General features: G+C 57.0%; 23 protein-coding genes. 10 read left to right on the top strand and 13 right to left on the bottom strand.

All coding sequences use genetic code 11. The features are described 5' to 3' along the window. Positions 1–14: 14 nt before the first annotated feature. The 3 genes from phrB to ACUTQW_RS15920 form a co-directional block, all read right to left on the bottom strand. Complete coding sequence (phrB, locus tag ACUTQW_RS15910) at positions 15–1445, bottom strand: deoxyribodipyrimidine photo-lyase (protein WP_006324102.1); 1431 nt, start codon at positions 1443–1445, stop codon at positions 15–17. Between the two features lie 15 nt (positions 1446–1460). Further along, on the bottom strand, positions 1461–2417 hold the full coding sequence (locus ACUTQW_RS15915; protein ID WP_004949721.1) for a YbgA family protein: 957 nt from the start codon (positions 2415–2417) through the stop codon (positions 1461–1463). Positions 2418–2560: 143 nt separating this feature from the next. Then, positions 2561–2767 (bottom strand): YbfA family protein, encoded by a 207-nt coding sequence (locus ACUTQW_RS15920; RefSeq protein ID WP_004949720.1) that lies wholly within the window; start codon positions 2765–2767, stop codon positions 2561–2563. Positions 2768–3212: 445 nt separating this feature from the next. Between ACUTQW_RS15920 and ACUTQW_RS15925 the strand changes: the two genes are divergently transcribed. The 6 genes from ACUTQW_RS15925 to kdpE all read left to right on the top strand — a co-directional run bounded on the left by ACUTQW_RS15925 (position 3213) and on the right by kdpE (position 11151). Next, on the top strand, positions 3213–3302 hold the full coding sequence (locus ACUTQW_RS15925) for a K(+)-transporting ATPase subunit F (protein ID WP_004949718.1): 90 nt from the start codon (positions 3213–3215) through the stop codon (positions 3300–3302). Next, positions 3302–4990 carry a potassium-transporting ATPase subunit KdpA gene (gene kdpA / locus ACUTQW_RS15930; protein ID WP_004949716.1) on the top strand — a complete coding sequence of 563 codons (1689 nt, stop codon included), beginning with the start codon at positions 3302–3304 and terminating at the stop codon, positions 4988–4990. The genes ACUTQW_RS15925 and kdpA overlap by 1 nt, the downstream gene beginning before the upstream one ends. A 27-nt stretch (positions 4991–5017) precedes the next feature. After that, entirely contained in the window at positions 5018–7087 is a 2070-nt protein-coding gene (gene kdpB / locus ACUTQW_RS15935; protein WP_006324100.1) for a potassium-transporting ATPase subunit KdpB, read from the top strand. Positions 7088–7106: 19 nt separating this feature from the next. Further along, positions 7107–7676: a potassium-transporting ATPase subunit KdpC gene (gene kdpC, locus ACUTQW_RS15940; protein WP_006324099.1), complete on the top strand. Its 570-nt coding sequence runs from the start codon at positions 7107–7109 to the stop codon at positions 7674–7676. A 73-nt stretch (positions 7677–7749) separates the two neighbouring features. Next, positions 7750–10443 carry a two-component system sensor histidine kinase KdpD gene (kdpD, locus tag ACUTQW_RS15945; protein ID WP_122289278.1) on the top strand — a complete coding sequence of 898 codons (2694 nt, stop codon included), beginning with the start codon at positions 7750–7752 and terminating at the stop codon, positions 10441–10443. An 18-nt stretch (positions 10444–10461) separates the two neighbouring features. After that, positions 10462–11151, top strand: coding sequence for a two-component system response regulator KdpE (gene kdpE, locus ACUTQW_RS15950; protein ID WP_004949708.1), 690 nt, complete (start codon positions 10462–10464; stop codon positions 11149–11151). Positions 11152–11178: 27 nt separating this feature from the next. Here the strand turns inward: kdpE and ACUTQW_RS15955 are convergent, their stop codons facing one another. The 4 genes from ACUTQW_RS15955 to seqA all read right to left on the bottom strand — a co-directional run bounded on the left by ACUTQW_RS15955 (position 11179) and on the right by seqA (position 14575). Next, entirely contained in the window at positions 11179–11478 is a 300-nt protein-coding gene (locus tag ACUTQW_RS15955; RefSeq protein ID WP_004949705.1) for a DUF3861 domain-containing protein, read from the bottom strand. Then, a complete protein-coding gene (locus ACUTQW_RS15960) occupies positions 11478–12128 on the bottom strand; it encodes a PadR family transcriptional regulator (protein WP_004949702.1) in 651 nt (216 codons plus the stop codon). The genes ACUTQW_RS15955 and ACUTQW_RS15960 overlap by 1 nt, the downstream gene beginning before the upstream one ends. Positions 12129–12314: 186 nt before the next feature. Continuing rightward, positions 12315–13958: a phosphoglucomutase (alpha-D-glucose-1,6-bisphosphate-dependent) gene (gene pgm, locus ACUTQW_RS15965; RefSeq protein WP_020438635.1), complete on the bottom strand. Its 1644-nt coding sequence runs from the start codon at positions 13956–13958 to the stop codon at positions 12315–12317. Positions 13959–14035: 77 nt separating this feature from the next. Continuing rightward, positions 14036–14575, bottom strand: coding sequence for a replication initiation negative regulator SeqA (seqA, locus tag ACUTQW_RS15970; protein WP_013811904.1), 540 nt, complete (start codon positions 14573–14575; stop codon positions 14036–14038). A 287-nt stretch (positions 14576–14862) separates the two neighbouring features. Here seqA and ybfF point away from each other — a divergent pair, with 287 nt between their 5' ends. The 4 genes from ybfF to fur all read left to right on the top strand — a co-directional run bounded on the left by ybfF (position 14863) and on the right by fur (position 17718). Further along, a complete protein-coding gene (ybfF, locus tag ACUTQW_RS15975; RefSeq protein WP_445654889.1) occupies positions 14863–15636 on the top strand; it encodes an esterase in 774 nt (257 codons plus the stop codon). A gap of 256 nt (positions 15637–15892) precedes the next feature. Continuing rightward, positions 15893–16180 (top strand): LexA regulated protein, encoded by a 288-nt coding sequence (ybfE, locus tag ACUTQW_RS15980; RefSeq protein WP_004949692.1) that lies wholly within the window; start codon positions 15893–15895, stop codon positions 16178–16180. Between the two features lie 229 nt (positions 16181–16409). After that, entirely contained in the window at positions 16410–16949 is a 540-nt protein-coding gene (fldA, locus tag ACUTQW_RS15985; protein ID WP_004949690.1) for a flavodoxin FldA, read from the top strand. Positions 16950–17271: 322 nt separating this feature from the next. After that, positions 17272–17718 (top strand): ferric iron uptake transcriptional regulator, encoded by a 447-nt coding sequence (fur, locus tag ACUTQW_RS15990; RefSeq protein ID WP_004949689.1) that lies wholly within the window; start codon positions 17272–17274, stop codon positions 17716–17718. A 206-nt stretch (positions 17719–17924) separates the two neighbouring features. Here fur and ACUTQW_RS15995 read toward each other — a convergent pair whose 3' ends face one another. The 6 genes from ACUTQW_RS15995 to chiP form a co-directional block, all read right to left on the bottom strand. After that, on the bottom strand, positions 17925–19886 hold the full coding sequence (locus ACUTQW_RS15995; RefSeq protein WP_445654890.1) for a glycosyltransferase: 1962 nt from the start codon (positions 19884–19886) through the stop codon (positions 17925–17927). A gap of 2 nt (positions 19887–19888) precedes the next feature. After that, entirely contained in the window at positions 19889–20920 is a 1032-nt protein-coding gene (gene galE, locus ACUTQW_RS16000; RefSeq protein ID WP_004949685.1) for a UDP-glucose 4-epimerase GalE, read from the bottom strand. A 48-nt stretch (positions 20921–20968) separates the two neighbouring features. Next, positions 20969–22123, bottom strand: a complete 1155-nt coding sequence (locus tag ACUTQW_RS16005) for an MFS transporter (protein WP_020438633.1) — start codon at positions 22121–22123, stop codon at positions 20969–20971. Positions 22124–22194: 71 nt separating this feature from the next. Continuing rightward, a complete protein-coding gene (locus tag ACUTQW_RS16010; protein ID WP_006324092.1) occupies positions 22195–24852 on the bottom strand; it encodes a beta-N-acetylhexosaminidase in 2658 nt (885 codons plus the stop codon). Between the two features lie 18 nt (positions 24853–24870). Further along, complete coding sequence (gene chiQ, locus ACUTQW_RS16015; RefSeq protein WP_004949677.1) at positions 24871–25197, bottom strand: ChiQ/YbfN family lipoprotein; 327 nt, start codon at positions 25195–25197, stop codon at positions 24871–24873. A gap of 47 nt (positions 25198–25244) precedes the next feature. Next, the gene (gene chiP, locus ACUTQW_RS16020) at positions 25245–26648 is read right to left on the bottom strand and encodes a chitoporin ChiP (protein WP_006324091.1); all 1404 of its coding nucleotides are present in this window, start codon (positions 26646–26648) and stop codon (positions 25245–25247) included. Positions 26649–26864: the final 216 nt, after the last annotated feature.

Consider the following 26864-nt stretch of genomic DNA (forward strand, 5'->3'; position numbering starts at 1 on the left):
TCCTTGCTGTTGCCTTAATATTCCCCCCGCTTGGCGGCTTCAAAGGCCGCCAGCGTCTCCAGCCGGGCCTGCTTGTGATCGACAATCGGCACAGGATAATCCAGCGTGCGTTGCTGTTTTTCCGCCCAGAGATGGGGCTGATGAAGAGCATTGTCCGGTACATCCGCCAGCTCGGGCAACCATTTACGGATAAAAGTGCCTTGCGGATCAAAACGTTCGCCCTGGGTGGTCGGGTTAAAGATACGGAAATACGGCGCGGCGTCGGTGCCGGTTGAGGCCGCCCACTGCCAGCCGCCGTTATTCGCCGCCAGATCGCCGTCCAACAGCTGCGACATGAAATAGCGTTCGCCGGCGCGCCAGTCGATCAGCAGATCTTTCACCAAAAAACTGGCGCTGATCATGCGTAACCTGTTGTGCATCCAGCCGGTTTTATTCAGCTGGCGCATGGCGGCATCGACGATCGGGTAGCCGGTCGCACCTTTCTGCCAGGCCAGCAACAATGCGTCGTCATTCCTCCAGCGTACCCTATCCGTCCACTCGATAAAGGGACGGTGCCTGCATAACGCAGGATAGGCCACCATCAGATGCCGATAAAATTCGCGCCAGATCAATTCGTTCAGCCAGCCAAAAGCGCCGCTGTCGCTGTTTTCCAGCACCTGCGGGCATTCGGCGCGCAGGCGGTTAAAGCATTGGCGCGGCGACAGTACGCCAATCGCCAGATACGGCGACAGGCTGCTGGTACCGGCAATAGCGGGAAAGTCGCGTTGTTGCAGATAATCCTGCACTTGCTCGCGGCAGAAAGCGCGCAGCCGCTGCAGCGCCGCGTCTTCCCCGGCGGGAAAATCTGCACCCGCCTCAACCTGCGGATAATCGAACGCCGCCGGCGCAACTGACACCGGCAACGCGCCGCCTTCACGACGTTTGGGCGCCGGCAAGGAACGGACGTCGGATTCGGTCAGCCGTTGGATAAAAGCCTTACGGAACGGCGTGTAAATTTTGTACATCTCTCCGCCGCCGGTTTGTACGCTGCCCGGCGGTAACAGCAGGCTGTCATCGAAGCTTTGGCAAATCACCTGCCCGGATAAACGCCGTTGCGCTTGTTGATCACGCTTTAGCTCATTGATCTCGTACTGGCGGTTATAAAACAGCGCATTCACCCGCTCTTGCGCGCAGTACGCCACCAGCCAGTCAACAGCGGCGGAAAAATCATCGCACTGATGGCAAACCAGCGGGATACCGCGATCCGCCAGCGCCTGCTGAACCTGCAGCAGGTTGGCGTGAATAAATGCCGCCTGACACGGCGCCATCTCATGCTGCCGCCACTGTCCAGGGGTAGCGATGAACACCGCCAGCACGCGGGCGGCGGGATCGCAACAGGCGGCGTGCAGCGCTTTGTTGTCGGTTATACGCAGATCGTTACGTAGCCAGACCAGATGCGTGGCCATAAAACTCCTCGTCGGTTAGTGGCCGTAACGCAAACGCAACGCTTCGGGATAGGGTTCGAAATAACGTTGATCGGCCAGATAGCGATCCGGGTATTCGGCCATGTAATGTTTGAGCAGGGTGATCGGCGCCAACAGCGGCTGCATTCCCTGGCGATAACGATCGATCAGTTGCGCCAACTCCTGCCGCTGAGCCGAACTGAGCTGGCGGCGGAAATACCCCTGCACGTGCATCAACACATTGGTGTGATTGCGGCGCGTAGCCTTGTGCGCCAACAGCCTCATCAGGCGGCTGCGGTATTCAATGGCGAATGCCTCCAGCGACGCCCACTTTTCGATACCGGCGACAAAACGGCCCAGTTCGCGGTATTCCGGCTGCGAATGCGCCAGCAGCGAAAGCTTATAACGGCTGTGGAAAGCGATCAGCCCGCCACGGGTCAACCCCTTGCGCCACAACATATTCAGTTCATACAGCGCGTAAACCCGCTCGACAAAGTTTTCCCGCAGGGTGGCATCATTCAGCCGCCCGTCTTCTTCTACCGGCAGCCAGGGCATCTGGCGCAGCAGTTCGGCCGTGAATAGCCCGACGCCGTTTTTGCGCGACTCTTTTCCGTTTTCGCTGTAAACCCGCACTCGCTCCATACCGCAGCTCGGCGATTTGGCGCAGACGATATAGCCGCACAGATGTCCCAATTCCGCGACGCGTTGCTCGGAGAACCGCTGCATTTTGTCGGTCACGTCGACGCTGTCGTCGTTGCTGAAGCGCATCGCCGGCGACGGATGTTGTTGTTTGCTCAACCGCAGTGCCGGGCGTGGGGTGGGCAAACCGATCGCCATTTCCGGGCACACCGATTCAAAGCGTACATAGGGCGCCAGTTGCTCCACCGCAAAGGCCAGGCGTTTATGGCCGCCATCAAAACGCACCGCGTCGCCCAACAGGCAGGCGCTGATCCCGACCGGAATTTTGTCACTCATGATTTGCTCCCACAATCCTGGACGATGCTAAAAGTGTAGAGGAATTCACGCGGGGAAACGACAGTTAGCTGCGTAATGAGCAGGCTGCGCCCATAAAAAAACCCCCGCCGCGAGGCGAGGGTTTCAGGGGACGCTGGCTGCGATCAGTAGAAATCGCAGGACGCCAGTTCCGCCTGTTGCAGCCAGACCGGCTTATCGCTGGTTTTAGACCAGACGCGGTGCAGATAGCTGTAAAAACGTGCCCGGTCGCTGCGGAACAGCATAACCGGTAAAGCCAAAGTCCCTGCCAGGATCACTGCGCTGCGGCGCAGGAGAATCCGATGCAATGAATAAGCGTGATAAGTAGACATGCGAACCTCCTCAAAAAACGCCCGGCCGTTGATTTTCTGAAAACAGCGCTGGCGTAGACAATGTAAATGCGACAATTTGGTAACTGAACAAAATTTTAGCGCAACTGATGAAAGTTTACTACTCATCCGACCACTAAATTGTACAAAAAATCGCAAATAAATGCGCCATCCCGTAATTTTGTTACAACAAGGTTAATGGATAACTAACCATTGGTTATATTATGGTTATTTACAGCCTGTTTACGCGTACCGCTTCCCCAGGCAGCGCAGAACACAGGCTGAAACGCGCCACCCGCTCACAAAGCCGCCGTTAAAAAGCCATTTTTCGCTGTAATTTCAGCCATTTTTATACTTTTTTTACACTGCCCAGCGCTATTTTTTCATCTTCTTTTTACCGCCCTCCCTACACTCGCAGTATCAAAAACTACACCTCTGGAGGTGTCCTGTGAGTATCAGCGTTATTGGTGGTGCGCTGTTGGTTCTGCTGCTGTTGGGCTATCTGGTTTATGCCCTGTTCAATGCGGAGGATTTCTGATGGCAGCTTCAGCCTTTTTACTGATTGCCAGCTTCCTGCTGGTGCTTGTGCTGCTGGCCCGGCCTTTAGGCAGCTTTTTGGCACGCCTGATCGAAGGCGAACCGCTGCCCGCCCTGCGCCAGGTGGAAGCCACCGTCTGGCGCTGCTGTGGCAATGACACAGCCGAGATGAACTGGTGGCAATACGCGCTGGCGATCCTGTGGTTCAACCTGCTTGGCCTGGTACTGCTGTTCGCACTGCTGATGGGCCAGGGCTCGCTGCCGCTTAACCCGCAGGGTTTCCCTGGGTTGTCGTGGGATCTGGCGTTCAATACCGCCGTCAGCTTTGTCACCAATACCAACTGGCAGGCTTACAGTGGCGAAAGCACCCTCAGTTACCTCAGCCAGATGGCCGGGCTGGCCGTGCAGAACTTCTTGTCCGCCGCCACCGGCATCGCAGTGGCCTTTGCGCTGATCCGTGCCTTCACCCGCCGTTCCAGCGCCACCATAGGTAACGCCTGGATCGACATTTTCCGCGTGACGCTGTACGTACTGCTGCCGATTTCGCTGCTGATCGCGCTGTTCTTCGTCAGCCAGGGCACGCTGCAAAACTTCCTGCCTTATCTGCACACCACTACGCTGGAAGGCGCGCAGCAGACGCTGCCGATGGGGCCGGTAGCCTCGCAGGAAGCGATCAAGATGCTCGGCACCAACGGCGGCGGCTTCTTTGGCGCCAACTCGGCGCATCCGTTCGAGAACCCGACCGTTCTGACCAACTTTGTACAGATGCTGGCGATCTTCCTGATCCCGTGCGCGCTGTGCTTTGCCTTCGGACAGGTTGCCGGTGAGAACCGTCAGGGACACGCGCTGATCTGGGCGATGGCGCTGATCTTCGTGGTGGCGGTGGTCGTGGTGATGTTCGCCGAATTGGCCGGTAACCCGCATCTGAGCGCACTGGGTGCCGACAGCAACATCAATATGGAAGGTAAGGAGTCTCGCTTTGGCATTCTCGCCACCAGCCTGTTCTCGGTGGTGACCACCGCAGCTTCCTGCGGCGCGGTCAACGCAATGCACGACTCCTTCACCGCGTTGGGCGGCATGGTGCCGATGTGGCTGATGCAGATTGGCGAGGTGGTATTCGGCGGCGTGGGCTCCGGCCTGTACGGCATGCTGCTGTTCGTGCTGCTGACGGTGTTTATCGCCGGGCTGATGATCGGCCGCACGCCGGAGTACCTGGGCAAAAAGATCGACGTCTATGACATGAAAATGACTGCGTTGGCGATTCTGGTCACGCCGACCCTGGTGTTGCTGGGCACGGCGCTGGCCATCGCCACCGACGCAGGCCGTGCCGGCATCCTTAACCCAGGCGCGCATGGCTTCAGCGAAGTGCTGTATGCCCTGTCTTCCGCCGCCAACAACAACGGCAGCGCCTTTGCCGGCTTGAGCGTCAACACGCCGTTCTACAACCTGCTGCTGGCATGCGCCATGTTCGTCGGCCGCTTCGGGGTCATCCTGCCGGTGCTGGCCATTGCCGGTTCGCTGTGCGCGAAAAAACGTCAGCCTGCGGGCAACGGCACCCTGCCGACCTACGGACCGCTGTTTATCGGCTTGCTGATCGGCACCGTGCTGCTGGTGGGCGCATTAACCTTCGTACCGGCGTTGGCGCTGGGACCGGTGGCCGAGCACCTGCAGCTCTGGTTGGCAAACTAACAGACGTCATAGAGAGAGAATAAAGAAATGACTCGCAAACAACGCGCACTGTTTGAACCGGCATTGGTCCGTACCGCGCTGATCGATGCGGTGAAAAAATTGGATCCGCGCACCCAATGGCGTAACCCGGTGATGTTCGTGGTGTATATCGGCAGCATTTTGACTACCGTCATCTGGCTGGCGATCCTGGCCAAACAGACCGACGGCAGCGCCGCCTTTACCGGCAGTATCGCCCTGTGGCTGTGGTTCACCGTGCTGTTCGCCAACTTTGCCGAAGCCTTGGCCGAGGGGCGCAGCAAAGCGCAGGCAGAAAGCCTGAGGGGCACCAAGAAAACCAGTTGGGCGAAGAAATTGGCCGCACCGCGCCGTGACGGCGCCACCGAGAAAGTGTCCGCCGAAAGCCTGCGCAAGGGTGACGTGGTGCTGGTAGAAGCCGGCGATACCATCCCTTGTGACGGTGAGGTGCTGGAAGGCGGCGCTTCGGTAGATGAAAGCGCCATTACCGGTGAGTCTGCACCGGTGATCCGCGAATCCGGCGGCGACTTCTCGTCGGTGACCGGCGGCACCCGCGTGCTGTCCGACTGGCTGGTGGTGCAGTGCAGCGTCAACCCGGGTGAAACCTTCCTCGATCGGATGATCGCGATGGTGGAAGGCGCCAAGCGGCGTAAAACCCCGAACGAGGTGGCACTGACCATTCTGCTGGTGGCGCTGACCATCGTGTTCGTGCTGGCGACCGCTACGCTGTTTCCGTTCTCGCAATACAGCGTAGATGCCGCCAAAGGCGGGTCAGTCGTCAGCATCACCGTGCTGGTAGCGCTGCTGGTCTGTCTGATCCCAACGACTATCGGTGGCCTGCTGTCTGCCATCGGCGTGGCGGGGATGAGCCGGATGCTGGGCGCAAACGTGATCGCCACCAGCGGCCGTGCGGTGGAAGCGGCCGGCGACGTTGACGTGCTGCTGCTGGACAAAACCGGCACCATCACGCTGGGCAACCGTCAGGCCTCCGAGTTTCTGCCTGCACCTGGCGTGAAGGAACAGGATCTGGCCGATGCGGCGCAGTTGTCTTCACTGGCCGATGAAACGCCGGAAGGCCGCAGCATTGTGGTGCTGGCCAAACAGCGCTTTAACCTGCGCGAGCGCGACCTTCAGGCACTGAACGCCACTTTCGTGCCCTTCTCCGCCCAGACGCGCATGAGCGGCGTCAACGTGCAGGACCGCATGATCCGTAAAGGGGCGGTGGATGCCATTCGCCGCCATGTGGAATCCAATCAGGGCCACTTCCCGCAGGCGGTGGACGAACTGGTGGCTAGCGTAGCGCGTACCGGCGGTACGCCGCTGGTGGTGGCCGAAGGGCCGCGGGTGCTGGGCGTGGTGGCACTGAAGGATATCGTCAAGGGCGGCATTAAAGAGCGCTTCGCCGAGCTGCGTAAAATGGGCATCAAAACGGTGATGATCACCGGCGATAACCCCTTGACCGCTGCGGCGATCGCCGCCGAAGCCGGCGTGGATGACTTCCTGTCGGAAGCCACGCCGGAAGCCAAACTGGCGCTGATCCGCCAGTACCAGGCGGAAGGCCGGCTGGTGGCGATGACCGGCGACGGCACCAACGATGCCCCGGCGCTGGCGCAGGCCGACGTGGCGGTGGCGATGAACTCGGGCACCCAGGCCGCCAAAGAGGCGGGCAACATGGTCGATCTGGACTCCAACCCGACCAAACTGATTGAAGTGGTGCATATCGGTAAACAGATGCTGATGACGCGCGGTTCGCTGACCACCTTCAGTATCGCCAACGACGTGGCGAAGTATTTCGCCATTATCCCGGCGGCGTTCGCGGCAACCTACCCGCAGTTGAACGCGCTGAATGTGATGCACCTGCACTCCCCCGCTTCCGCCATTATGTCGGCGGTCATTTTCAACGCTCTGGTGATCGTGTTCCTGATCCCGCTGGCGCTGAAAGGGGTGAGCTATAAGCCAATGAGCGCCGCAGCGCTGCTGCGCCGCAACCTGTGGATGTACGGTGTGGGTGGCTTACTGGTGCCCTTTGTCGGCATCAAGCTGATCGATCTGGTCCTGGTCGCCTTGCATATCGCCGGTTAAGAATTAAGAGGAAATGAACATGTCATATTTACGTCCTTCGCTGGTGATGCTGATTCTGCTGACGTTGATTACCGGCATTGCCTACCCGCTGTTGACCACCGGGCTGTCGCAGTTGCTGTTTTCCGGCGCGGCCAACGGCTCGCTGTTGTATCAGGGCGACAAGGTGGTGGGGTCGGCACTGATCGGCCAAAACTTTACCAAACCGGAGTATTTCTGGGGTCGCCCTTCAGCCACCGGTGATTCAGCCTATAATGCCATGGCGTCCGCCGGCAGCAATCTGGCCGCCACCAACCCGGCGCTGGATAAAGCCATCGCCGAACGTGCGGCGCAGTTGCGTCAGGCCAATCCGGCGGCGAAAGGCCCGATCCCGGTCGATCTGCTGACCGCCTCCGGCAGCGGGCTGGATCCACAGATTTCCATCGCTGCGGCACAATATCAACTGGCCAGGGTTGCCGCAGCGCGCCAGCTGCCGCAGGAGCAGATCGCCAAGCTGATTGACGAAAGCACCGATCAGGCAACCCCCAACTTTATGGGCGAATCGGTGGTTAACGTGCTGAAACTGAACCTGGCGCTCGACGCATTGCGGTAATACGCCGCATTCAGCATAGTGAGAGGGTTCGGCTTGCCGAACCCATTTTTGCTTTGTTACGCAAGGAATTGTAATGGTCGAAGAAGAACAGCAGCGCCCCGATCCCGACAGCCTGCTCGCGGTAGCCAATGAAAAACCGCGCGGCCGGCTGAAGGTGTTCTTCGGCGCCTGTGCCGGGGTGGGTAAAACTTACGCCATGCTGCAAGAAGCGCAGCGCCTGCGCGGCCAGGGGCTGGACGTGCTGGTTGGCGTAGTCGAAACCCACGGGCGCAGCGAAACCGCCGCGCTGCTGACCGGGCTGGACATGCTGGCGAAAAAGCGTATCCAGTATCGCGGCAGGCTGGTGCAGGAGTTTGATCTCGATGCCGCGCTGGCGCGCCATCCTGCGCTGGTGCTGATGGACGAACTGGCGCACAGCAACGCCCAGGGTTCGCGTCACCCGAAACGCTGGCAGGATGTAGAAGAGTTGCTGGACGCCGGTATCGACGTGCTCACCACCGTGAACGTGCAGCATCTGGAGAGCCTGAACGACGTGGTCGGCGGCGTAACCGGGGTGCGGGTACGCGAGACCGTGCCCGATCACGTATTCGACGAAGCGACCGAAGTGGTGCTGGTCGATCTGCCGCCGGACGATCTGCGCCAGCGGCTAAATGAAGGCAAGGTGTATATCCCCGGCCAGGCCGAACGCGCCATCGAGCACTTCTTCCGCAAGGGCAACCTGATCGCCCTGCGCGAGCTGGCGCTACGCCGCACCGCCGATCGGGTCGATGACCAAATGCGCGCCTTTCGCGATACCCAGGGGCGAGAAAAAGTGTGGCACACCCGCGACAGCATTTTGCTATGCGTCGGCCACAACAGCGGCAACGAAAAGCTGGTGCGCATCGCCGCCCGGCTGGCGGCGCGTCTGGGCTGCCACTGGCATGCGGTGTATGTGGAAACGCCGAAGCTGCACCGGCTGCCGGAAAACCAACGCCGGGCGATCCTGCGGGCATTGCGGCTGGCACAGGAACTGGGTGCCGAAACCGCCACCCTGTCCGATCCTTCCGAAGAACGTGCGGTGCTGCGCTACGCCCGCGAGCATAACCTGGGCAAAATCATTATCGGCCGGCGTGGCGAGCAGCGTTGGAAACTGCGCGGCAGCTTTGCCGATCGTCTTGGCCGCCTGGGGCCGGATCTCGATTTGGTGATCGTCGCGCTGGAGAACGACAGCTTCGCACAGCCCGGTAAAGAGCATGACAACCGTAATTTCACCGAGAAGTGGCGCATGCAATTGCGCGGCTGCGCCGTCGCCGTAGCCTTGTGCGCCCTGATTACCCTGCTCTCCCAGTGGCTGCTGCCGGGCTTTGACCAGGCTAACCTGGTGATGGTGTATCTGCTCGGCGTGGCGATCGTCGCGTTGTTCTTCGGCCGCTGGCCGTCTGTGCTGGCCGCGGTGATCAACGTCGCCAGCTTTGACCTGTTTTTCGTTCAACCCCAATGGTCGTTTGCCGTCAGCGATATGCAGTATCTGCTGACCTTCGGCGTTATGTTGATCGTCGGCATTACCATCGGCAACCTGACCGCCGGGGTGCGCTATCAGGCTCGCGTCGCCCGCTACCGCGAACAGCGAGCCCGCCACCTGTATGAGATTTCACGCGGTCTGAGCCAGGCGCTGACCCCCGAAGATATCGCCAAAACCAGCCGCCATTTCCTCTCCAGCAGCTTCCAGGCCAAAACCGTGCTGCTGCTGCCACAAGAGGACGGCAAGCTGCAACAGATGGTCGGCGAGTCCGGAGGCTTGTTGTCGGTGGATGAAGCCATTGCCCGCTGGAGCTTTGACAAGGGGATGCCGGCCGGCGCCGGCACCGACACCCTGCCCGGTGTGCCTTATCAACTGCTGCCGTTAACCGCCTCGAAGCAGACCTTCGGCCTGTTGGCTATCGAACCCGGCAACCTGCGCCAGTTGATGGTGCCGGAGCAGCAGCGGCTGCTGCAGACCTTTGCGGTGCTGATCGCCAGCGCGCTGGAGCGGCTGCACCTGGCGCGCAGCGCCGAGGAGGCCAAGCTGGACGCCGAGCGTGAACAGCTGCGCAACTCTCTGTTGGCGGCGCTGTCCCACGATTTGCGCACCCCGCTGACGGTACTGTTCGGCCAGGCGGAGATTTTGACGCTCGATCTGGCGGCCGAAGGCTCCAGTCACGCGCCGCAGGCCAGCCAGATCCGCCAGCAGGTGCTGAGCACCACCCGGCTGGTGAATAACCTGCTGGATATGGCGCGCATTCAGTCCGGCGGCTTTAACCTGCGGAAAGAGTGGCAATCGCTGGAGGAGATCGTCGGTGCATCGCTGCACATGCTGGAGCCGCTGCTGACCCAACACCAGATCAAGGTCGAGCTGCCGCCTGAGCTGGTGCTGGTCAATTGCGACGGCAGCCTGCTGGAACGCGTCTTCACTAACCTGTTGGAAAACGCCAATAAATACGCCGGCATCGATGCTATTATCGGCATTCGCGCCCATACTCTGCCGGAGTGGCTGGAAGTCGAAGTCTGGGACAATGGCCCCGGCATTCCCGAAGGGAAAAAACAGCTGATTTTCGATAAATTCGCTCGCGGCAATAAAGAGTCGGCAATCCCCGGCGTGGGGTTGGGGTTAGCGATTTGCCGTGCCATTATTGAAGTGCACGGCGGCCGCATCTGGGCGGAAAACGGCGCAAACGGCGGCGCCAGTTTCCGTTTTGTTCTTCCGCTGGAGAAACCGCCCGAAATTGACGGCGAATCCTTTGATCTGTAATCACCCTCTGGGAGCACTGTGAGCAGCACGCCAACCAACATTCTGATTGTCGAAGATGAAAAAGAGATCCGGCGTTTCGTGCGCATCGCATTGGAAAGCGAAGGTCTGCGGGTGTTTGAAAGCGAGACGCTACAGCGTGGGCTGATTGAAGCCGGCACGCGTAAACCGGATCTGATTATTCTCGATTTAGGGTTGCCGGACGGCGACGGGTTGAGCTATATCCGCGATCTGCGGCAGTGGAGCGCCATTCCGGTGATCGTTCTCTCGGCGCGCAATGCCGAAGAGGACAAAATCGCCGCACTGGACGCCGGGGCGGACGACTATCTCAGCAAGCCCTTTGGCATCGGCGAATTGCTGGCGCGGGTGCGGGTTGCCTTGCGCCGCCACTCCGGCAGCCAACAAGAAAGCCCGCTGGTCAGTTTTTCCGAAATCACCGTCGATCTGATCAACCGCCGGGTGCTGCGCAATGGCGAAGATCTGCACCTGACGCCAATAGAGTTTCGCCTGCTGGCCGAATTGCTGGCCAACTCCGGCAAAGTGATCACCCAACGTCAGTTGCTGAGCCACGTCTGGGGGCCGAACTACGTCGAACACAGCCACTATCTGCGCATTTATATGGGGCACCTGCGGCAAAAGCTGGAAGCCGACCCGGCCCGGCCGAAACACCTGCTGACCGAGACCGGCGTCGGGTACCGGTTTATGCCTTGAGGTTGACGGGAGCCGCATGCGGCTCCCCTACTGTTGTGGGCCCTTCTTCAACCCCATCATGAACTCCTTGAACGCCTCGCGCAGCGGTGCGAACACCGGATGCTTGCGGTTCTCGATCATCACCTCCGAAAACAGCTTCAGGCCGACGGCGAAGGCCGCACTTTTATCTTCGCCAAAATTCAGATCTTCACGCGATTTGATTCGCTCGACGATGCCGAGAATATCGTCGTGATTTTCCACTTCAAAGCTCAACGGCGCTTTATCGACCGGATCGCCTTTGCGATCGTTAAGGGCTTCAACGGTGATACGGAAACGGTGGCCTGGCATCAGTCGTTCTCCTGCGTTGTCGTGTTAATGTTCATTTCACTTTCGATCGCCGTTACTGCAGTGAGCAACGCCTGATTGATACGTTCAACCTGCTGCGGCGAGAGATCGGCGCGCATTACGTTGCCGCGCAGCAAACTGCGCAGGCGGTTCATGGCTTCTGAGATACCTTCCGCCAGGTTGCCGTGATGATGATGACTGCGGCCGGCCCCGGCCAAACGGGCAAGGATCAGATCGACGGCGGCCTGGTGTTTTTGCAGTTCGCTCTGGCCCAACGCGGTGATTTGGTAGCTTTTGCGGCCGTTACCGGTGGTTATCGGCTCGAGGAAATCCTGCTCTTCCAACAGCGTCAGGGTCGGATAAATAACGCCTGGACTTGGCACGTACAAACCGGAGGAAGCCTCGTCGATCGCCTTGATCAGCTCATAGCCGTGGCTCGGCTTGCGCGCCACCAGCGCCAGCAACACCAACCGCAAATCGCCATGTTCAAACATGCGGTGACGCCCACCACGGCCGCCGCGCCCACCACGTCCGTGTTCTTCGCCGTGCTCGCCGCCAAAATGGTGGCGCCCGCCGCGACGACGATGTTCGTGCCCTTCTTCGCCGTCATGGTGGCAACCATGACGGCGGTGTAAACCTAATCGATGGAACATAGGGTTTTACCTCTCAATGAATAGTCAGTTGACGAGGTGATTTAGATATATCTAATTCACTTCGATATAGCTAATCTAGATCGATATATCGAAATGTGCAACGGGTCTTTGTAAATAGATATATCTAAATTGCAGGCATAAAAAAAGCGCTGTAAAAACAGCGCTTTTCATCAGGCAGAAAAGAGATTATTTGGCGGAAGCCAGCACTTCGCTGACGATCTCTACCGCTTCATGCTCGATCTTTTCGCGGTGCTCGGCACCCAGGAAGCTTTCGCAATAGATTTTGTAGGCTTCTTCGGTACCTGAAGGACGTGCGGCAAACCAGCCGTTGTCGGTCATCACTTTCAGGCCGCCGATGGAGGCGCCGTTGCCCGGAGCCGCCGTCAGACGAGCGGTGATCGGGTCACCCGCTAACGTGTTGGCCTTGACCATTTCCGGCGACAGCTTGGCCAATGCGGCTTTTTGCGCATGGGTAGCCGGTGCCTGAATGCGGTTATAGCTCGGTGCGCCGAAACGCTTGGCCAGATCCTCGTAATGATTCTGCGGATTTTCGCCAGTCACTGCGGTGATTTCCGCCGCCAGCAGGCACATGATGATGCCGTCTTTGTCGGTCGACCACGGGGTGCCATTGAAACGCAGGAACGAAGCCCCGGCGCTCTCTTCGCCGCCAAAACCGAAGCTGCCGTCGAACAGACCGTCGACAAACCATTTGAAACCGACCGGCACTTCCACCAGTTTGCGGCCCAGATCGGCCACTACGCGGTCAATCATCGCGCTGGAAACCAGCGTTTTACCCACGGCTACATCTGCGCCCCACTGCGGGCGATGCTGGAACAGGTAGTTGATGGCAACGGCCAGATAGTGGTTCGGGTTCATCAGGCCTTTAGGCGTGACGATGCCGTGGCGATCGTAGTCCGGGTCATTGGCGAACGCCAGATCGAACTTGTCGCGCAACGCCAGCAGGCCGGCCATTGCAGATTCCGACGAGCAGTCCATGCGGATAATGCCGTCGTGGTCCAGGTGCATAAAGCGGAAGGTCTGATCGATAGAGTCGTTGACCAGCGTCAGATCCAGCTTGTAGTGCTCGGCAATGCGCTGCCAGTAGGCAATGCCGGAGCCGCCCAGCGGATCAACCCCCAATTTCAGGCCGGCACGCTGAATGGCGGGCATGTCAACCACGTCCACCAACCCTTCCACATAAGGTTGTACCAAATCCTGCGCGTGCAGATGACCGCTGTTCCAGGCTTTGTCCAGCGACTGGCGCTGAACGCCTTTCAGCTGTTGCGCCAGCAGCTCGTTGGCGCGTTTTTCAATCACCGAGGTCAGGTTGGTGTCGGCCGGGCCGCCGTTGGTCGGGTTATACTTGATGCCGCCGTCTTCAGGCGGGTTGTGCGAAGGGGTAATGACGATGCCGTCGGCCTGCGCCCCGCCGTTGCGGTTGTGGCACAAAATGGCATGAGATACCGCAGGGGTTGGCGTAAAGCCGTTATTTTCCTGCACGATCACATCTACGCCGTTGGCGGTCAGGACTTCCAGCACAGAAATGAAAGCCGGCTCCGACAGCGCATGGGTGTCTTTACCGACGTAACAGGGGCCGGTAACCCCTTGCTGACGACGCACTTCGGCAATCGCCTGGGCGATAGCGAGGATATGGGCTTCATTGAAGCTGTGGCGCAGGGCGCTGCCGCGATGCCCTGAAGTACCGAACTTCACCGCGTGTGCGGCGTTGCCCGCTTCCGGCTGCAGTACATAGTACTGCGACGTCAGCTGGGCTACGTTGATCAAATCGCTTTGCTGAGCCGGCTGCCCGGCACGTGAGTTATTCGCCATCGACATATCTCCCTATTCTCTGTCCGGCAACCGGGCAATATGTCGCTCACGGCCACCATGACGGGCTGTTCGCTAAATTAGATAGTGCCGCAAACTTTATCTGTCAGTTCCGCAGGGAACTGCATAGCCTGCATGATGTGTTCAACCATGCTGCGTTTACGACCGGTGTTGGTATTGGTGATCACCCAGTAAGGCGTACCCGGAACGTGCTTTGGCTTGGTATGCGTTCCGTTCGCCAGCAGGGTTTGTTGATCGCCGGCAAAATAGGTGCGGGTACGACCATGCAATGCATCGGTAGCTGCGGCAAAGCCCGCCGCATCGAGGGTATACAGGGTCGAAAGAACCAGCATGAAACGATTCACGGCTCTGCTCTGCTCGGCATATTCGTCCGACAGCAGCAGCTCGCGTACCGCGCGCACACGATCGCGAGGACGCTGCGCGGCGACGACTTTTTCCTGCTCGGCGCTCTGAGCACTGGCGGCAGGCACGGCGCGCAATGGCTGGCCTGCGGTAAACTTCAACATACGGCGCAAAATATCGGACGCGCTCTCACCAATATGTTGCGTGTGGCTGGCAATATAACGGTAAAGCTCTTCGTCGACTTCAATAGTTTTCATCTTTATCCAGTACTGTTTTTTTCTACTTAGAACCTGAAGCCAGATCCTGCATTCAAGCCATGGGATTATAAGGTTAAAAGCGCAAGGGCGAACACAACTATGTGCCTGCGGGCGGAAAAAGCAGACTAATACCTATAGCCGGCGCTGCCAAGCCCGAAACAAGAAAAATCCGAGTTATTATACCCTATGGATTTCAAGTTTCCGCCAACAAGGCTGAAGCTTGAAAGGCGACGGGTATATTCGTCGTGTGTTTTAATCATGATACCCTAATCTGAATCTCTCTCAGTATGAACTTCGCCATGAAATTACATTATCAACTGCTGGCCACCGACTCCGCCGCCCTGCCGGTCGTGCTGATCCACGGGCTGTTCGGCAATCTGGACAACCTGGGCGTGCTGGCGCGCGATCTGAATCAACAGCACAGCGTGATTAAAGTCGATCTGCGTAACCACGGCCTTTCGCCGCGTTCTGCGGTAATGACCTATCCGGAAATGGCGCAGGACCTGCTGGCGCTGCTCGATGAGTTGCAGGTGGAGAAGGCGATTGTGATCGGCCACTCTATGGGCGGCAAAGCGGCAATGGCGCTGACGGCGATCGCCCCCGAACGGGTTGAAAAGCTCATTGTTATCGACGTGGCGCCGGTGGATTACCGCACTCGTCGCCACGACGAGATTTTCGCCGCCTTAAAAGCGGTGAGTGCGGCCGGCATCACCCAACGCCAGCAGGCCGCGGAGTTGATGCGCAGCTACCTGCAGGAAGAAGGCGTGATCCAGTTCCTGCTGAAGTCCTTTCATCAGGGCGAGTGGCGCTTTAACCTGCCGGTACTGATCGACCAATACGAAAACGTCACCGGCTGGCAAGACGTCCCCGCATGGCCGCACCCGACGTTGTTTATCCGCGGCGGCCTGTCGCCCTATGTGCAGGACAGCTACCGTCAAGATATCGCGCGTCAGTTCCCGCAGGCGCGAGCGCACGTGGTTGCCGGCACAGGCCACTGGGTTCACGCGGAAAAACCGGAGGCGGTACTGCGCGCCATCCACCGTTTTCTCGACGAAGCCTGAATAAAAACCGCCCTCTGGCGAAAAAACGCGCTAAAGATAACGGCTTAGCGCGTTTTCGGCTCAGTTAAACATTGTCGTTGCTCTATCTGCTGGGGTAATATGGCGCGCTATAATTTTGCCGCCCTGCTCAGCGTGTTCAGTAACGCCAGGCTGGGGGTAAATTTGGGTTAGGGTTTATTGGCCCGAAGTGTGTTAACCGAACCGTCCGGAAGCGTATACGCTTTTTGATGCAAACTCCCTTGCAGTACCGCTACCTATGGCAAAAGAACAAACGGATCGCACGACGCTGGATCTGTTCGCAGATGAACGCCGTCCGGGGCGCCCGAAAACCAACCCGCTATCCCGAGATGAACAGCTTAGAATCAATAAGCGTAATCAGCTTCGACGCGATAAAGTCCGTGGCTTACGGCGTGTGGAACTGAAAATCAACGCGGATGCGGTGGACGCCCTGAACAAACTGGCGGAACAGCGCAATATCAGCCGCAGCGAGCTTATTGAGCAAATGCTGCTGGCACAACTGGCGGATGAACAGCCGGAACATTGATCTTTGCAGCCGCACATGCGGCGCGGTGTTATGGATGACACCGATCAACACCGTTTTATTCCTCCCGGCATCGCATAAACGCGATAAAACCCCGGGGTAAATCTCTGGCATGATACGCACTTACCGGTAAGAGGCAGATTCTTGCCATGTCATCATTTTAATCGGTGTTATCGCGTTCAACGCTAACATCGTGCAATGCAATTAATTGAATTTAAAGGTTATACGCGATATGGCTAATGTAGGCATTTTCTTTGGCAGCGACACTGGCAATACCGAAAACATTGCCAAGATGATCCAGAAAATTCTTCAGCAGCAGTTTGGCAAAGAGGTGTCGGAAATCCGCGACATCGCCAAAAGCAGCAAAGAGGATCTGGAAGCTTTCGACATTCTGCTGTTGGGTATTCCTACCTGGTACTACGGCGAAGCCCAGTGCGATTGGGATGACTTCTTCCCGACGCTGGAAGAAATCGATTTCAACGGCAAGCTGGTTGCGCTGTTCGGCTGTGGCGATCAGGAAGACTATGCGGAATATTTCTGTGATGCGATGGGCACCATCCGCGACATCATCGAGCCACGCGGCGCCGCGATTGTAGGCCACTGGCCGACCAAGGGTTACCACTTCGAAGCATCGAAAGGGTTGGCGGATGACAATTTCTTCATCGGCCTGGCGATTGACGAAGATCGTCAACCGGAATTGACCAACGAACGCGTCGCAGCCTGGGTGAAGCAGATCAGCGAAGAACTGAGCCTAGCCGATATCGTCGGCTAACCCTCAAAGGTTGAACAAAAGCCCTGCAAAGTGCATAGTGTTGCCAGCAGGGCCGTTCATCGGCAGCACGGATTTCTGCAATAGAAGCTACATGTTTGTAACTTCCCACATCGTCAAGGTAGACTGAGATATCGGTTTATCCCATCCATCAAGACGTTGCGTGTGTAACATGCAATTGTGCCATGATATCTTTGTTAACAACCGGCGGTTTCCATTTAGGGCAACCGGTTCTATAATGACACGCAATTAACTCTTTGTGCCGACCGATGCCACAGGCAAGAATGCCTCAACTTGATTAGCATAGTAACAGGACTGAATCCGCATGACTGACAACAACACCGCATTGAAGAAGGCCGGCCTAAAAGTCACGCTTCCGCGACTCAAAATCCTGGAAGTACTGCAAAATCCGGAATGCCATCACGTCAGTGCGGAAGATTTGTACAAAAAACTGATCGACATGGGCGAAGAAATTGGCCTGGCGACGGTTTACCGCGTACTGAACCAGTTTGATGATGCCGGGATTGTGACCCGTCACAACTTCGAAGGCGGCAAATCCGTGTTCGAATTGACCCAACAGCATCACCACGATCACCTGATTTGCCTGGACTGTGGCAAAGTGATCGAATTCAGCGATGAGTCTATCGAAGTGCGTCAGCGTGATATCGCCAAGCAGCACGGCATCAAGCTCACCAACCATAGCCTCTACCTGTATGGTCACTGTGAAATCGGTGATTGCCGTGAAGACGACACCTTGCACGACAAAAAATAATGCCCTAAACCGGCATTGAGAACCGCCTTAACGGCGGTTTTTTTATGCCTCCAGATGAGGGCAAAAAAATCCCCGGACAGGCCCGGGGAAAATCACATCAGAAAGACAACAATTGCAGCGGCACTTCTCCACGGTACTTCTCTCACTTCCCACTGACGCTCACGTCACCGTCAACTCACCCGCCGACACGCGGATGGGCAAACTCGTCACAATGCATATTCAAGAGACAGCAGCCGATCGAAGAAAATCGGCCAGGCATAGTCGAAAACGCCACGAACGCGAAACCCTTTGTTCAGGTAGATTTGGCAGGCATCGCTGCTTTGCCATACGCACAGCACGATATGTTTCGCCCGGCGCTGCTGCGCCTGCTGCTTAATCAGGGCAAACAGGGGGGTAAAATAGCCCTGTCCGCGGAATCGGCTCTCGATGGCCAGGCTGCAGACAAAGTAATCGTCCGCACCGCACTGGCTGTGCACAAAATCGTCGTAGGCCTCATCAAGCGGCTTTATTTCATCGCGATATAGATAGCTCGCCTCAACGCCATACAACTCGTCGAGACTCGCCGCCGTGAAAAATCCGATAAACGCCCCGCACCGATCGTAAGCCAGGGTAATCAGGTCCAGATAGGGGTCGATATTTTGCGCCTGCTGCAGCGATACCAGATCCATCCCGGCCGGGTTGCCGGCAGAGCAGTATTCCAGGTAGCTGGTGGCAAAAAGCAGCTTCGCCATGCGGATCCTGTCCGCTTCGCCAGCTTGCCGCCCCGGCAGAAAATGCAGCCCGCCCTGCGCTAGCGGCAATGCCGCATCGCCCGCTCCGACGGTTAACCGCCAGTAATTGCCCTCGTCGATCTGCCGCCGGTTATCGGCTATCAAATACTCGCCAAAAAGCTGGTTCACCCGATCCAGCGCGCGGTCATGGGACAGCACCGAATAGTAATGGTAGTGATCGATATCGGACCTTATCTGCGCCGGATAGGCCATGCGCGGCACTTCATCGACGGTAAATATTTCCGCGTGGCGCGCCAGATCCGTCGGTTGCTCAAGCTGCCAATCCACCTGCTCCAGCCGGCTTATACACTGTCGATAGCTGCGCAGTTCCTCCTCCCCGAGCGGCAACGTCTCATTGGTGAGCACATCCTCCAACAGGCGCATGCCGCGGATACCACAGGTCACCGCCTGCGGAACAGCGTCATAATGAACCCCATGATCCTTGCAAAAACTATCGTGGCTAAGGACAGTCCTGCCGATGTGGCGGCACCACAACAGATAAAACGCGTCGAACAGCCTTCTTTCATAAAGGGGGCTTTTATCCGGCACGCCACCGCTTTGCGCCGCATAGATCTGATCCAGACCCGCCAATATTTTGCACAGCGACCTATCGCCGCTGCGGCCAATGATCATCCCGGTTTCATCCAGAAACAAATTCAACCCGCTGACGTGGCTGACCTCGCTATTGGGCAGAAACTGAAAGTAATCAGGCACTTCGGGTTTCAGCAGGAAAAACGTCGCCGAACGGTGCGGTAGAGTGTCGATATCCATATACATTCCGCCCATTTCAATCAGGATCAAAAAGCGAAAGTAGTCAGAAAGCGTGGCGTAATAGCGCTTATCATGGAGCGCGTGGATAAAATCCAGGTTGCCGCCGACCCTTTTTTGCGCCAGTTCGCTCAGCGAATGCACCTGCAACCGGTGGTTGCCGGCATCGAACTCCCCCAACAGACCGCCTTTCACTTCCGAAGCTGGGGAAAAGTACGCCTCATTTTTGAGTTGCCGCGCATCCCATACCCACAACATCCCGACCCATTCGTCGGCGGTTGTGTTGCGAACAGCCTGCTGCGCATCTCCCCATTGGGAAATAACCTCTCTGGCATCGTCGGGAATCGCACCGCCCAACCAAATGCGGTGCAGCAATTTTTCCTGCGCGGCCAGCGGACGAGTAGGAACGCAGAACAACGAGGAGCACTGCGCGGCATCGAATAAACGCCCTTGCTCAACCAGCCACGCCCGCAGCTGGCTGACCCCACGCCGGTACTGTTCCAGCAACGCCGGGGAACGCTGGCGCTGAGATTTCACGAACACTAACTTCAGGTTATTGATCCAGGCCTCATAGTCGGCACGAAACAGCTCATGCTGCATCAATCCCAAATGCTCGTCATCAAGCTTCATCGTCAGCCTCCCACCAGCGGTGTGCAATGGCCGTATCCCTGTGGATTCTTGCTCTGCCAATGCCAGGCGTCGCGAACCATTTTTTCCAGGCTTCTTTTGGCTTTCCAGCCTAATTTTTCCGCCGCCAGCGTCGGATCAGACCAACACTCGGCAATATCTCCTGCACGGCGCGGGTTAATTTGATAGGCGATTTTAAATCCGCAGGCGCGTTCAAATGCCTGGATAATCTCCAGCACCGAATAGCCTTTGCCGGTGCCCAGGTTATACACGTTAAAACCCGGTCGCAGATTATCCAGCGCTTTCAAATGCCCTTCGGCCAGATCCATCACGTGAATATAATCACGTACCCCGGTGCCATCGCTGGTGGGATAGTCGTTGCCATACACCGGCAACACCGCAAGTTTGCCAATAGCCACCTGTGCCAGATAAGCCAGAAGATTATTGGGAATGCCTGCGGGATCTTCACCGATCAAACCAGACTCGTGCGCCCCGGCCGGGTTAAAATAACGTAGCGCAGTGATCGCCATCTGCGGTGCGGTTCTGGCAAACTCCGCCAAAATCTGTTCCACAATAAACTTGGAGGTGCCATAAGGATTCGTCGTCTGCCCGACGCGGCAACTCTCCGTGAGCGGGGTATATTCCGCCGGCCCGTAAACGGTGGCGGAAGAGCTGAAAATAAATTTCCGAACACCGGCATGGCGCATTCTGTCCAACACGATCAGCGAGCCGGAAATGTTATTTTGATAATATTTCAGCGGTTCCTCTGTAGATTCTCGAACCGATTTCAACCCGGCGAGATGAATGACCGCCTGAATATCATGCTGGCGAAAGAGGTGATCCAGTAAATGATGCTCTTGAATATCCCCTTGATAGAAAATCACTTTTTTACCGGTCAGCCTCTCTACCCGAAACAGCGACTCCGGCGAACTGTTGGACAAATTGTCCAACACGACAACCTCCTCTCCCCTTTCCAGCAATGCCAATACCGTATGCGAACCGATATAACCGGCACCGCCCGTCACTAATATAGCCATCATGTATCCTTGTTTGTGTTTAAAAATAAACGACTCACTCAGAAACTACTAAACTTCCCGGACTTTCCCCCCCACGGGCAAAGCAATTAAAAGCAGTACTACGGCTAACAAATAAACGGAGAAGTGCGGCCCATATTCGGTCAGAAAACCTTGTAATATTCCGGCCAGGATCACGCCGGTTGAAATACTGTTGGTAAACAACGTGGTGGCCATTCCCGCCCGATCCGGCATCAGATCTTGAAAATACAGCATGCCGACGGTGGCGATAATGCCGATAAATATCGCGTTAAACACCTGTAAAGCTAGCAATCCGCCGGCCGAGGTAAACCACAACATGCCGGCGTAAAACACAATGCCGGCCACCATGGCCCCCGCCATCATCGGGCGTTTGCCTATTGTGTTCACATAACGTCCGGCCAGAATCATGATCGGGATCTCGACTGCGGCGGCAAGCCCCATGATCAAACCGGTCAGGCTATGCGGCAAGCCCAGCCCGGCGGTGATATACAGCGGCACGTCGATCAAATACATGGCGCTGCAGGTCCACATCAATACCGAGGCGCAAAACAGCAGGCCAACGTCTTTATCGAAGGCCCCTTTTTGCCGCAACGGCGGATCAATATCAACGTTGCCCTCTTCGGCTCGCACCACCCCGGGCAATATCCACCAGGCCAGCAGCGTGACCAACAAGAATAGGCCGGCGGCAAAAATAAACATGGCCGTGAAGCCGTAATTCATCACCAGCATAAAAGCCAATGGCGGACCAAAGACCCAGGCAAGCGAAAGCTGGGCGCGCATCATTGCGCTGAACATCGCCACGTTATGCGACGTTTTCTCTCCATATTCACGCGCCAGGGCAAATAATTGCGGTATCGCCGTATTGGCGATAGCGGTTAACAACACGCCTGCCGTAATTAACGTCAAATAATTGCGGTTAAACGCAAACAGCAGGCAGTTGCCCGCAGCCAATAAATAACAGATTAAAATCAGATTGCGCCGATCACGCCGGCGATCTGATTTTTTTGCCAGCAAGAAACTGACCACGATGCCCGTGCCGGCGTTAACCGCGTAAAAAAGCCCGACCCATAACGACGTGACCTGCACTTCAGTAGTAAGAAACAGGCTCAGCGTCGGTATTTGCAGTGCGCCGGCAATACCGGAGCAAAAAGCGACGATCAGAAACGTCAGCCGTATCGAATTCATGATTGATTACCGCCGAACGTTACCGTTGAAAAAAATGGCCCGCCTGCAATCAGACGGGCCACGGTTAAGGTTTACACTTTCTCTGCACGGCTATAACGCTTGCCATCCGGGCTTACCGCCCGAATCTGCACGTCGCCGGCTACCGCAGGTTTGGCTTTGCCGTCATAACGCTGCCAATGTTTGCCGCCATCGATGGAATACTCAATGCCCAGGCCCGGCAGCGAGATATTGGCTTCCAGCTTGCCGCCCACCACGCGGGCGCCCGGAACCGGCAAGCGATAGCTCACCCCGCCCTTGTCCAGTTTCGCCAACTCGCGCTGCCCCAGGATATTGGCAAAACGCAGCCAGTCCCGATCCAATTGCTTGCCGTCGACAAAATGGGTTTCCCCGCCTTTATACTCACGTCCCGCCCGGTAATCCTGTTCCCAACCGGCGCGGTGCCATGCGCGTTCGGCCACCGACAGTGAGCGAGGGAAAATCATGTATTCCATTTGCGGATCGGTGCGTTGGGTTTCACTCCACATCTGCGCGGAGATGCCGTAAGCGCCCGGCCACGGCTTGTCGCTCTTGGCGGTAAAGTGATTGCCGTCGCGGTCAACCGAGGTTTCGGCGTTCTGCGGCAGGTTGTTCGGCGCGAAGCTGAACATTTTCCGTTCGTCGCTGAAGCGAGTCCCCCAGTAGTAGCCGCGTTCGTCCGGGTTCACCTCATACGGGAAGTCCATGTAGACGTAATCCGGGTTGGAAAGGATAACTTCGTAACCTTTGTTCGCCCAATCGTTCGCGCTATCGAAACCGCCCCAATACAGGGTATCCCAGAAGTTCACCCCAACGCGTTGGGTAGCGAATGCCTTGGCGTCTTTCGCATCTTTAAGGCCATCCTGCCAGGCCTGCATTCTGTCAATGCCGTGCGCCTTCACCTGTTGGCTGACTTCCAGCCCGAAGTAGCTTGGCAGGTGCTCCATATCGGCCACGTTGCCTTCTTTAATCATCGCTTGGCACACCTGAGATCTCGCCCAAGGTTTGTCTTCCTTGCTCTGATCGATAATGCCTTTGCCCGCCTCCGGCTTGGTCAGATTGGTATAGCCCGCGCCCAAGCGAATGTTTTTCGCCTCATCGCCGCCAAAGTGCCAGGTGCGCAGCGGCTGCCCGGCCTCTTTGTGCATCTGGGCAATCTCGCCGATTACCTTGTCGACAAAGCGCTTGGATGAATCCAGGCACGGATTCAGGTAGCTCTGACGGTTAAAATACTGTACCGAGGTGGTATTTGAGGTATCGGTCGGGTCCACCAAACGGAACTCGTCGGCCTCTTTCTCTTTCCCGGCGGCATGCAGCTTTTTGTAGCGCGCCTCCATCGAAACCACCGCCGCACGGGCATGCGCCGGCATATCGATTTCCGGGATCACCTCAATCTGGCGCGCCTGGGCGTATTTGATAATGTCGATGTAATCCTGACGCGAGAAGAACCCGCCATACACGTCGGGCCCCTGGCCGTATTGCGGCAGCAGGCAGGTGGTTTCGCTCAGGTCGTGACAACGTTGTCCCCCTACTTCGATCAACTCCGGCAGGCCCGGGATCTCAATGCGCCAGCCTTCGTCATCGCTCAGGTGGAAGTGGAATTTATTGAGTTTGTAAGCCGCCATCTGATCGAGCAAACGCAGCACCGCATCCTTCTGGTGGAAGTTGCGCGCTACGTCGAGGAAAATGCCGCGATACTGGAAGCGTGGCGCATCTTTAGCGTCCAGCGTGGCAATATTGGCGCTGCCGTCTGTCGGGACAAGCGACAAAATAGACTGCAGGCCATAGAACACCCCGGCCTGATCGAAGCCGATGACCCGCGCTTCCTTGTTGCCAATCTTCAGCTCATAAGCGCCCGGCACCGCCAGCTCACCTTTAAATTTACCCGGCTGGATATCGGTTTTGATTGGATAACCGCCCGCATTGTTGGTCACCCCCAGCAGCGCAAAGCGTTCAGCCGCCGCCTCGGCAGCAGGCTTGCTCAATGCGCTCAGTTCAAGCGCCACGCCTTTGCTCAGATCCACATCCTGCGGGTGCACTTTCACTTCCAGCGGCGTCGGTACGATTTGGCCACGCAGCGACGCTGCCGGTAAGGTTTTCAGTTCGGCGTTTTTAGTGAAACGGGAGGCCGGCGTCATCAGGATATTGTTGTCATCCTTGGTGCGCTTCCACTGGTCGCCAGTAAAAGGCGCAACGAACTGATTCAGATCTTCGGTATCGGTATTAACCAGAACTTTTGGCTTGGCATCGCCGGAGGTCGCGTACCAGCGCGGCACGAAGTCGGTTTTAAACAGCTGCCAGTATTCCGCAATAATCGGAATTTCCACCGTTTTACCGGCCGGAAAGCCGGTAAATTTATCGGTCGGCTCCAGTTTGTACAGATCACCGGTCAAATGAGAGACCCTAAACTGGTCGTTATCCACTCTCATGGTCTGGCGGGCACTGTGAAAATAAATCGCCCAGTCTTGGCCTTTAATGTCCTGATTATCGTTGGTCAGGCTGATCACGACTTTATTGCAGGCCGCCCAGTCGGCACCCAGCTTGCCACAGTCCAGGCCGTTGTCGGCCGCGCGGTTGTCCACCATCTTTAAATTCAGTTTTAACTGGCTCAGTTGATCCACCAGCTGTTGATCGGCCATTGCGTTCCCCACGCCGCCAAACAATCCAACGGTCGCCGTCAGGGCAGCAAGCGCGTTCAATTTAAATTTGTTCATCGTTAACATCATCCTTAATTAATTGTTATTTTCGCGGATCTCTTTCCAAATCTTGCCGCATTTGGCGTCGTAGGCCTGGCCGTTACCGCTGTGGGCTGCCTGAATGCAGCTTTGATAATCCATCACGCGTACCGTTTCCTGCGCGGCAAACTGTTGGTGCTGCTTTTCTTGCCGCAGCACGTTCAGCACCGCCTGGCACGACTGCAGTTTTTCCGGCGAACCTTCCGCAGTGTTAATGCAGGCGCTGTACGCCTGTTTCAATTTGGTATCTTCCGGCGGTGCGGCGGGCTGCACACAGGCATTCAGCGTGACCACGGCGGCCAACGCCAGCATCATTTTTTTCATCGTTATATTCCCTTTTAAGCGTCCCCGGCGTCACCGCCGGGAAGGCATCAGAAGATGGTGAATGGCGCGATAACCATGAATTTGACGTCTTTCTCATCCTGGAAGATGTTGCCGTAACCGCCGCTCCAGCTTGGGATATTGGTGTGATTGTCGTACTGGGTGTAATGCAGTTTCAGCAAGGTGCCTTTGGCGCGGCCTTCCTGAACGGTGTACATGGCGTCCAGACTCCAGGCGCTCTCTTTCAGGCGCTGGCTCTGATCGTAGATCGGGTTGGTGCTTGGTTTGGCATCCCAGGCATACACGTAAGAACCGCCCACCGCCATGCCCGGAAGATTCCAGTTGCTCAGGTCGTACATCACGCCGGCATAAACGGCTTTCTCGCCGTTGGCGTTGAAGTCGGAGCGGTTATCCCACCACACGTCGAGGCGGCCGTTGGAGGAGGCGTAGGTTGGCGTCATACGCTGCAGGAAGAAGCCCTGATTGCCTTCGGCTTTCACCATGGTGCCTTCCAGCCGCCAGTTGAACTGACCGGTGGTGTAACCGAAGGTCAACGCCTGCAGCCAGGCCAGGCCGTCGTAAATGCTGTTAGCATCGTTTTTGTCGCTGATGCGGTCTTCCGCGCCGTAGAACTGGTAGCTGGTGGTTAACGGGTTGCCCAACAGATCGAACTTATAAGACGCCTTGGTGAAGTATTGGTTTACATAGCCCTGGGCCTGACCGAACGCCGCTTCCAGCACCAAATCATTTTTGAAGTCGTACTTGGCGCCTAATGAGTGCAGGTAAGACACGCCGGTTTTTTTATCGTTTTGGCGGAAGTCGTCCATCTCGATATGCCATGGCGCCTTGTACTTGTTGGTCCACATGTAGGAGAAGCTCAACGCGCCGGCATCGCCGTAGTCAAACTTGGCGCCGGCCTCGGCCCCCTGATAGGTGCCAGGCATAAAACTCCAGTGCGGCGCCAGCAGCGTCTGACCGCTTGGCTGGATATAACCGGCACGCGCCCAAAGCGGGCCGTATTTGAACTTACCGGCCGCTTTATACAGACTGATGCCGCCTTTGTCGCCGCTGTAGTCTTCATCATAGGTACGGTTTTTCGAGGAGAATGCGATTTCGTTCGGGTGGCCACTGGCACTGGACTCGGCCAGCTCAATGGCGGTGAACGCGCCCACGTCCAGACCGAACATATCCCAGGCATAGCCCGAAGCGAAATCCAGGCTCAGGTTGGCCGTCGAGTGCGACAGGTTGGTGGTGTATTTATTGTAATCGTCACTGGTCGGATTGAGATCTTTACGGTCGCGCTCACGTTGCCAGTAATAAATACCGCCGGTCAGCGTGGAATCATCGACAAACCCTGCGGCTTTCGCCTCAGGGGCCATGGCAAACCCTGTTCCCAACAGCGCACCCGCTATAGCGAGCGCCAGCGTTTTACGCTGAGCACCGTGCGTACCCATAATGAAATTCCTCTTTGACTTAACTTTAAAAGTTGCAGCCGCCCGTGTTCACCACTGCCCTGCACGACTGCCAATAAAAAACCCAATCGGGTAAAAAAATATTGCGGCGGGGTGAAATCCCCACAGCACTTATTGCTACAGACAGACTATTTTTCGCGACGCGAATTATCAAATGAAAAATGAGAGAGATTTGTCAAAGTATGACAAAGAGCACAT

Source organism: Serratia sp. TSA_7 (assembly GCF_052692135.1).

Coding starts and splice junctions, on each gene's coding strand:
- kdpC (WP_006324099.1), top strand. CDS start 7,107: ATGTCATATTTACGTCCTTCGCTGGTGATGCTGATTCTGCTGACGTTG.
- phrB (WP_006324102.1), bottom strand. CDS start 1,445: ATGGCCACGCATCTGGTCTGGCTACGTAACGATCTGCGTATAACCGAC.
- kdpD (WP_122289278.1), top strand. CDS start 7,750: ATGGTCGAAGAAGAACAGCAGCGCCCCGATCCCGACAGCCTGCTCGCG.
- seqA (WP_013811904.1), bottom strand. CDS start 14,575: ATGAAAACTATTGAAGTCGACGAAGAGCTTTACCGTTATATTGCCAGC.
- ACUTQW_RS15955 (WP_004949705.1), bottom strand. CDS start 11,478: ATGCCAGGCCACCGTTTCCGTATCACCGTTGAAGCCCTTAACGATCGC.
- fur (WP_004949689.1), top strand. CDS start 17,272: ATGACTGACAACAACACCGCATTGAAGAAGGCCGGCCTAAAAGTCACG.
- ybfE (WP_004949692.1), top strand. CDS start 15,893: ATGGCAAAAGAACAAACGGATCGCACGACGCTGGATCTGTTCGCAGAT.
- pgm (WP_020438635.1), bottom strand. CDS start 13,958: ATGGCGAATAACTCACGTGCCGGGCAGCCGGCTCAGCAAAGCGATTTG.
- ACUTQW_RS15920 (WP_004949720.1), bottom strand. CDS start 2,767: ATGTCTACTTATCACGCTTATTCATTGCATCGGATTCTCCTGCGCCGC.
- ybfF (WP_445654889.1), top strand. CDS start 14,863: ATGAACTTCGCCATGAAATTACATTATCAACTGCTGGCCACCGACTCC.
- ACUTQW_RS15915 (WP_004949721.1), bottom strand. CDS start 2,417: ATGAGTGACAAAATTCCGGTCGGGATCAGCGCCTGCCTGTTGGGCGAC.
- fldA (WP_004949690.1), top strand. CDS start 16,410: ATGGCTAATGTAGGCATTTTCTTTGGCAGCGACACTGGCAATACCGAA.
- ACUTQW_RS15960 (WP_004949702.1), bottom strand. CDS start 12,128: ATGTTCCATCGATTAGGTTTACACCGCCGTCATGGTTGCCACCATGAC.
- kdpA (WP_004949716.1), top strand. CDS start 3,302: ATGGCAGCTTCAGCCTTTTTACTGATTGCCAGCTTCCTGCTGGTGCTT.
- ACUTQW_RS16005 (WP_020438633.1), bottom strand. CDS start 22,123: ATGAATTCGATACGGCTGACGTTTCTGATCGTCGCTTTTTGCTCCGGT.
- ACUTQW_RS15995 (WP_445654890.1), bottom strand. CDS start 19,886: ATGAAGCTTGATGACGAGCATTTGGGATTGATGCAGCATGAGCTGTTT.
- chiP (WP_006324091.1), bottom strand. CDS start 26,648: ATGGGTACGCACGGTGCTCAGCGTAAAACGCTGGCGCTCGCTATAGCG.
- kdpB (WP_006324100.1), top strand. CDS start 5,018: ATGACTCGCAAACAACGCGCACTGTTTGAACCGGCATTGGTCCGTACC.
- chiQ (WP_004949677.1), bottom strand. CDS start 25,197: ATGAAAAAAATGATGCTGGCGTTGGCCGCCGTGGTCACGCTGAATGCC.
- galE (WP_004949685.1), bottom strand. CDS start 20,920: ATGGCTATATTAGTGACGGGCGGTGCCGGTTATATCGGTTCGCATACG.
- ACUTQW_RS16010 (WP_006324092.1), bottom strand. CDS start 24,852: ATGAACAAATTTAAATTGAACGCGCTTGCTGCCCTGACGGCGACCGTT.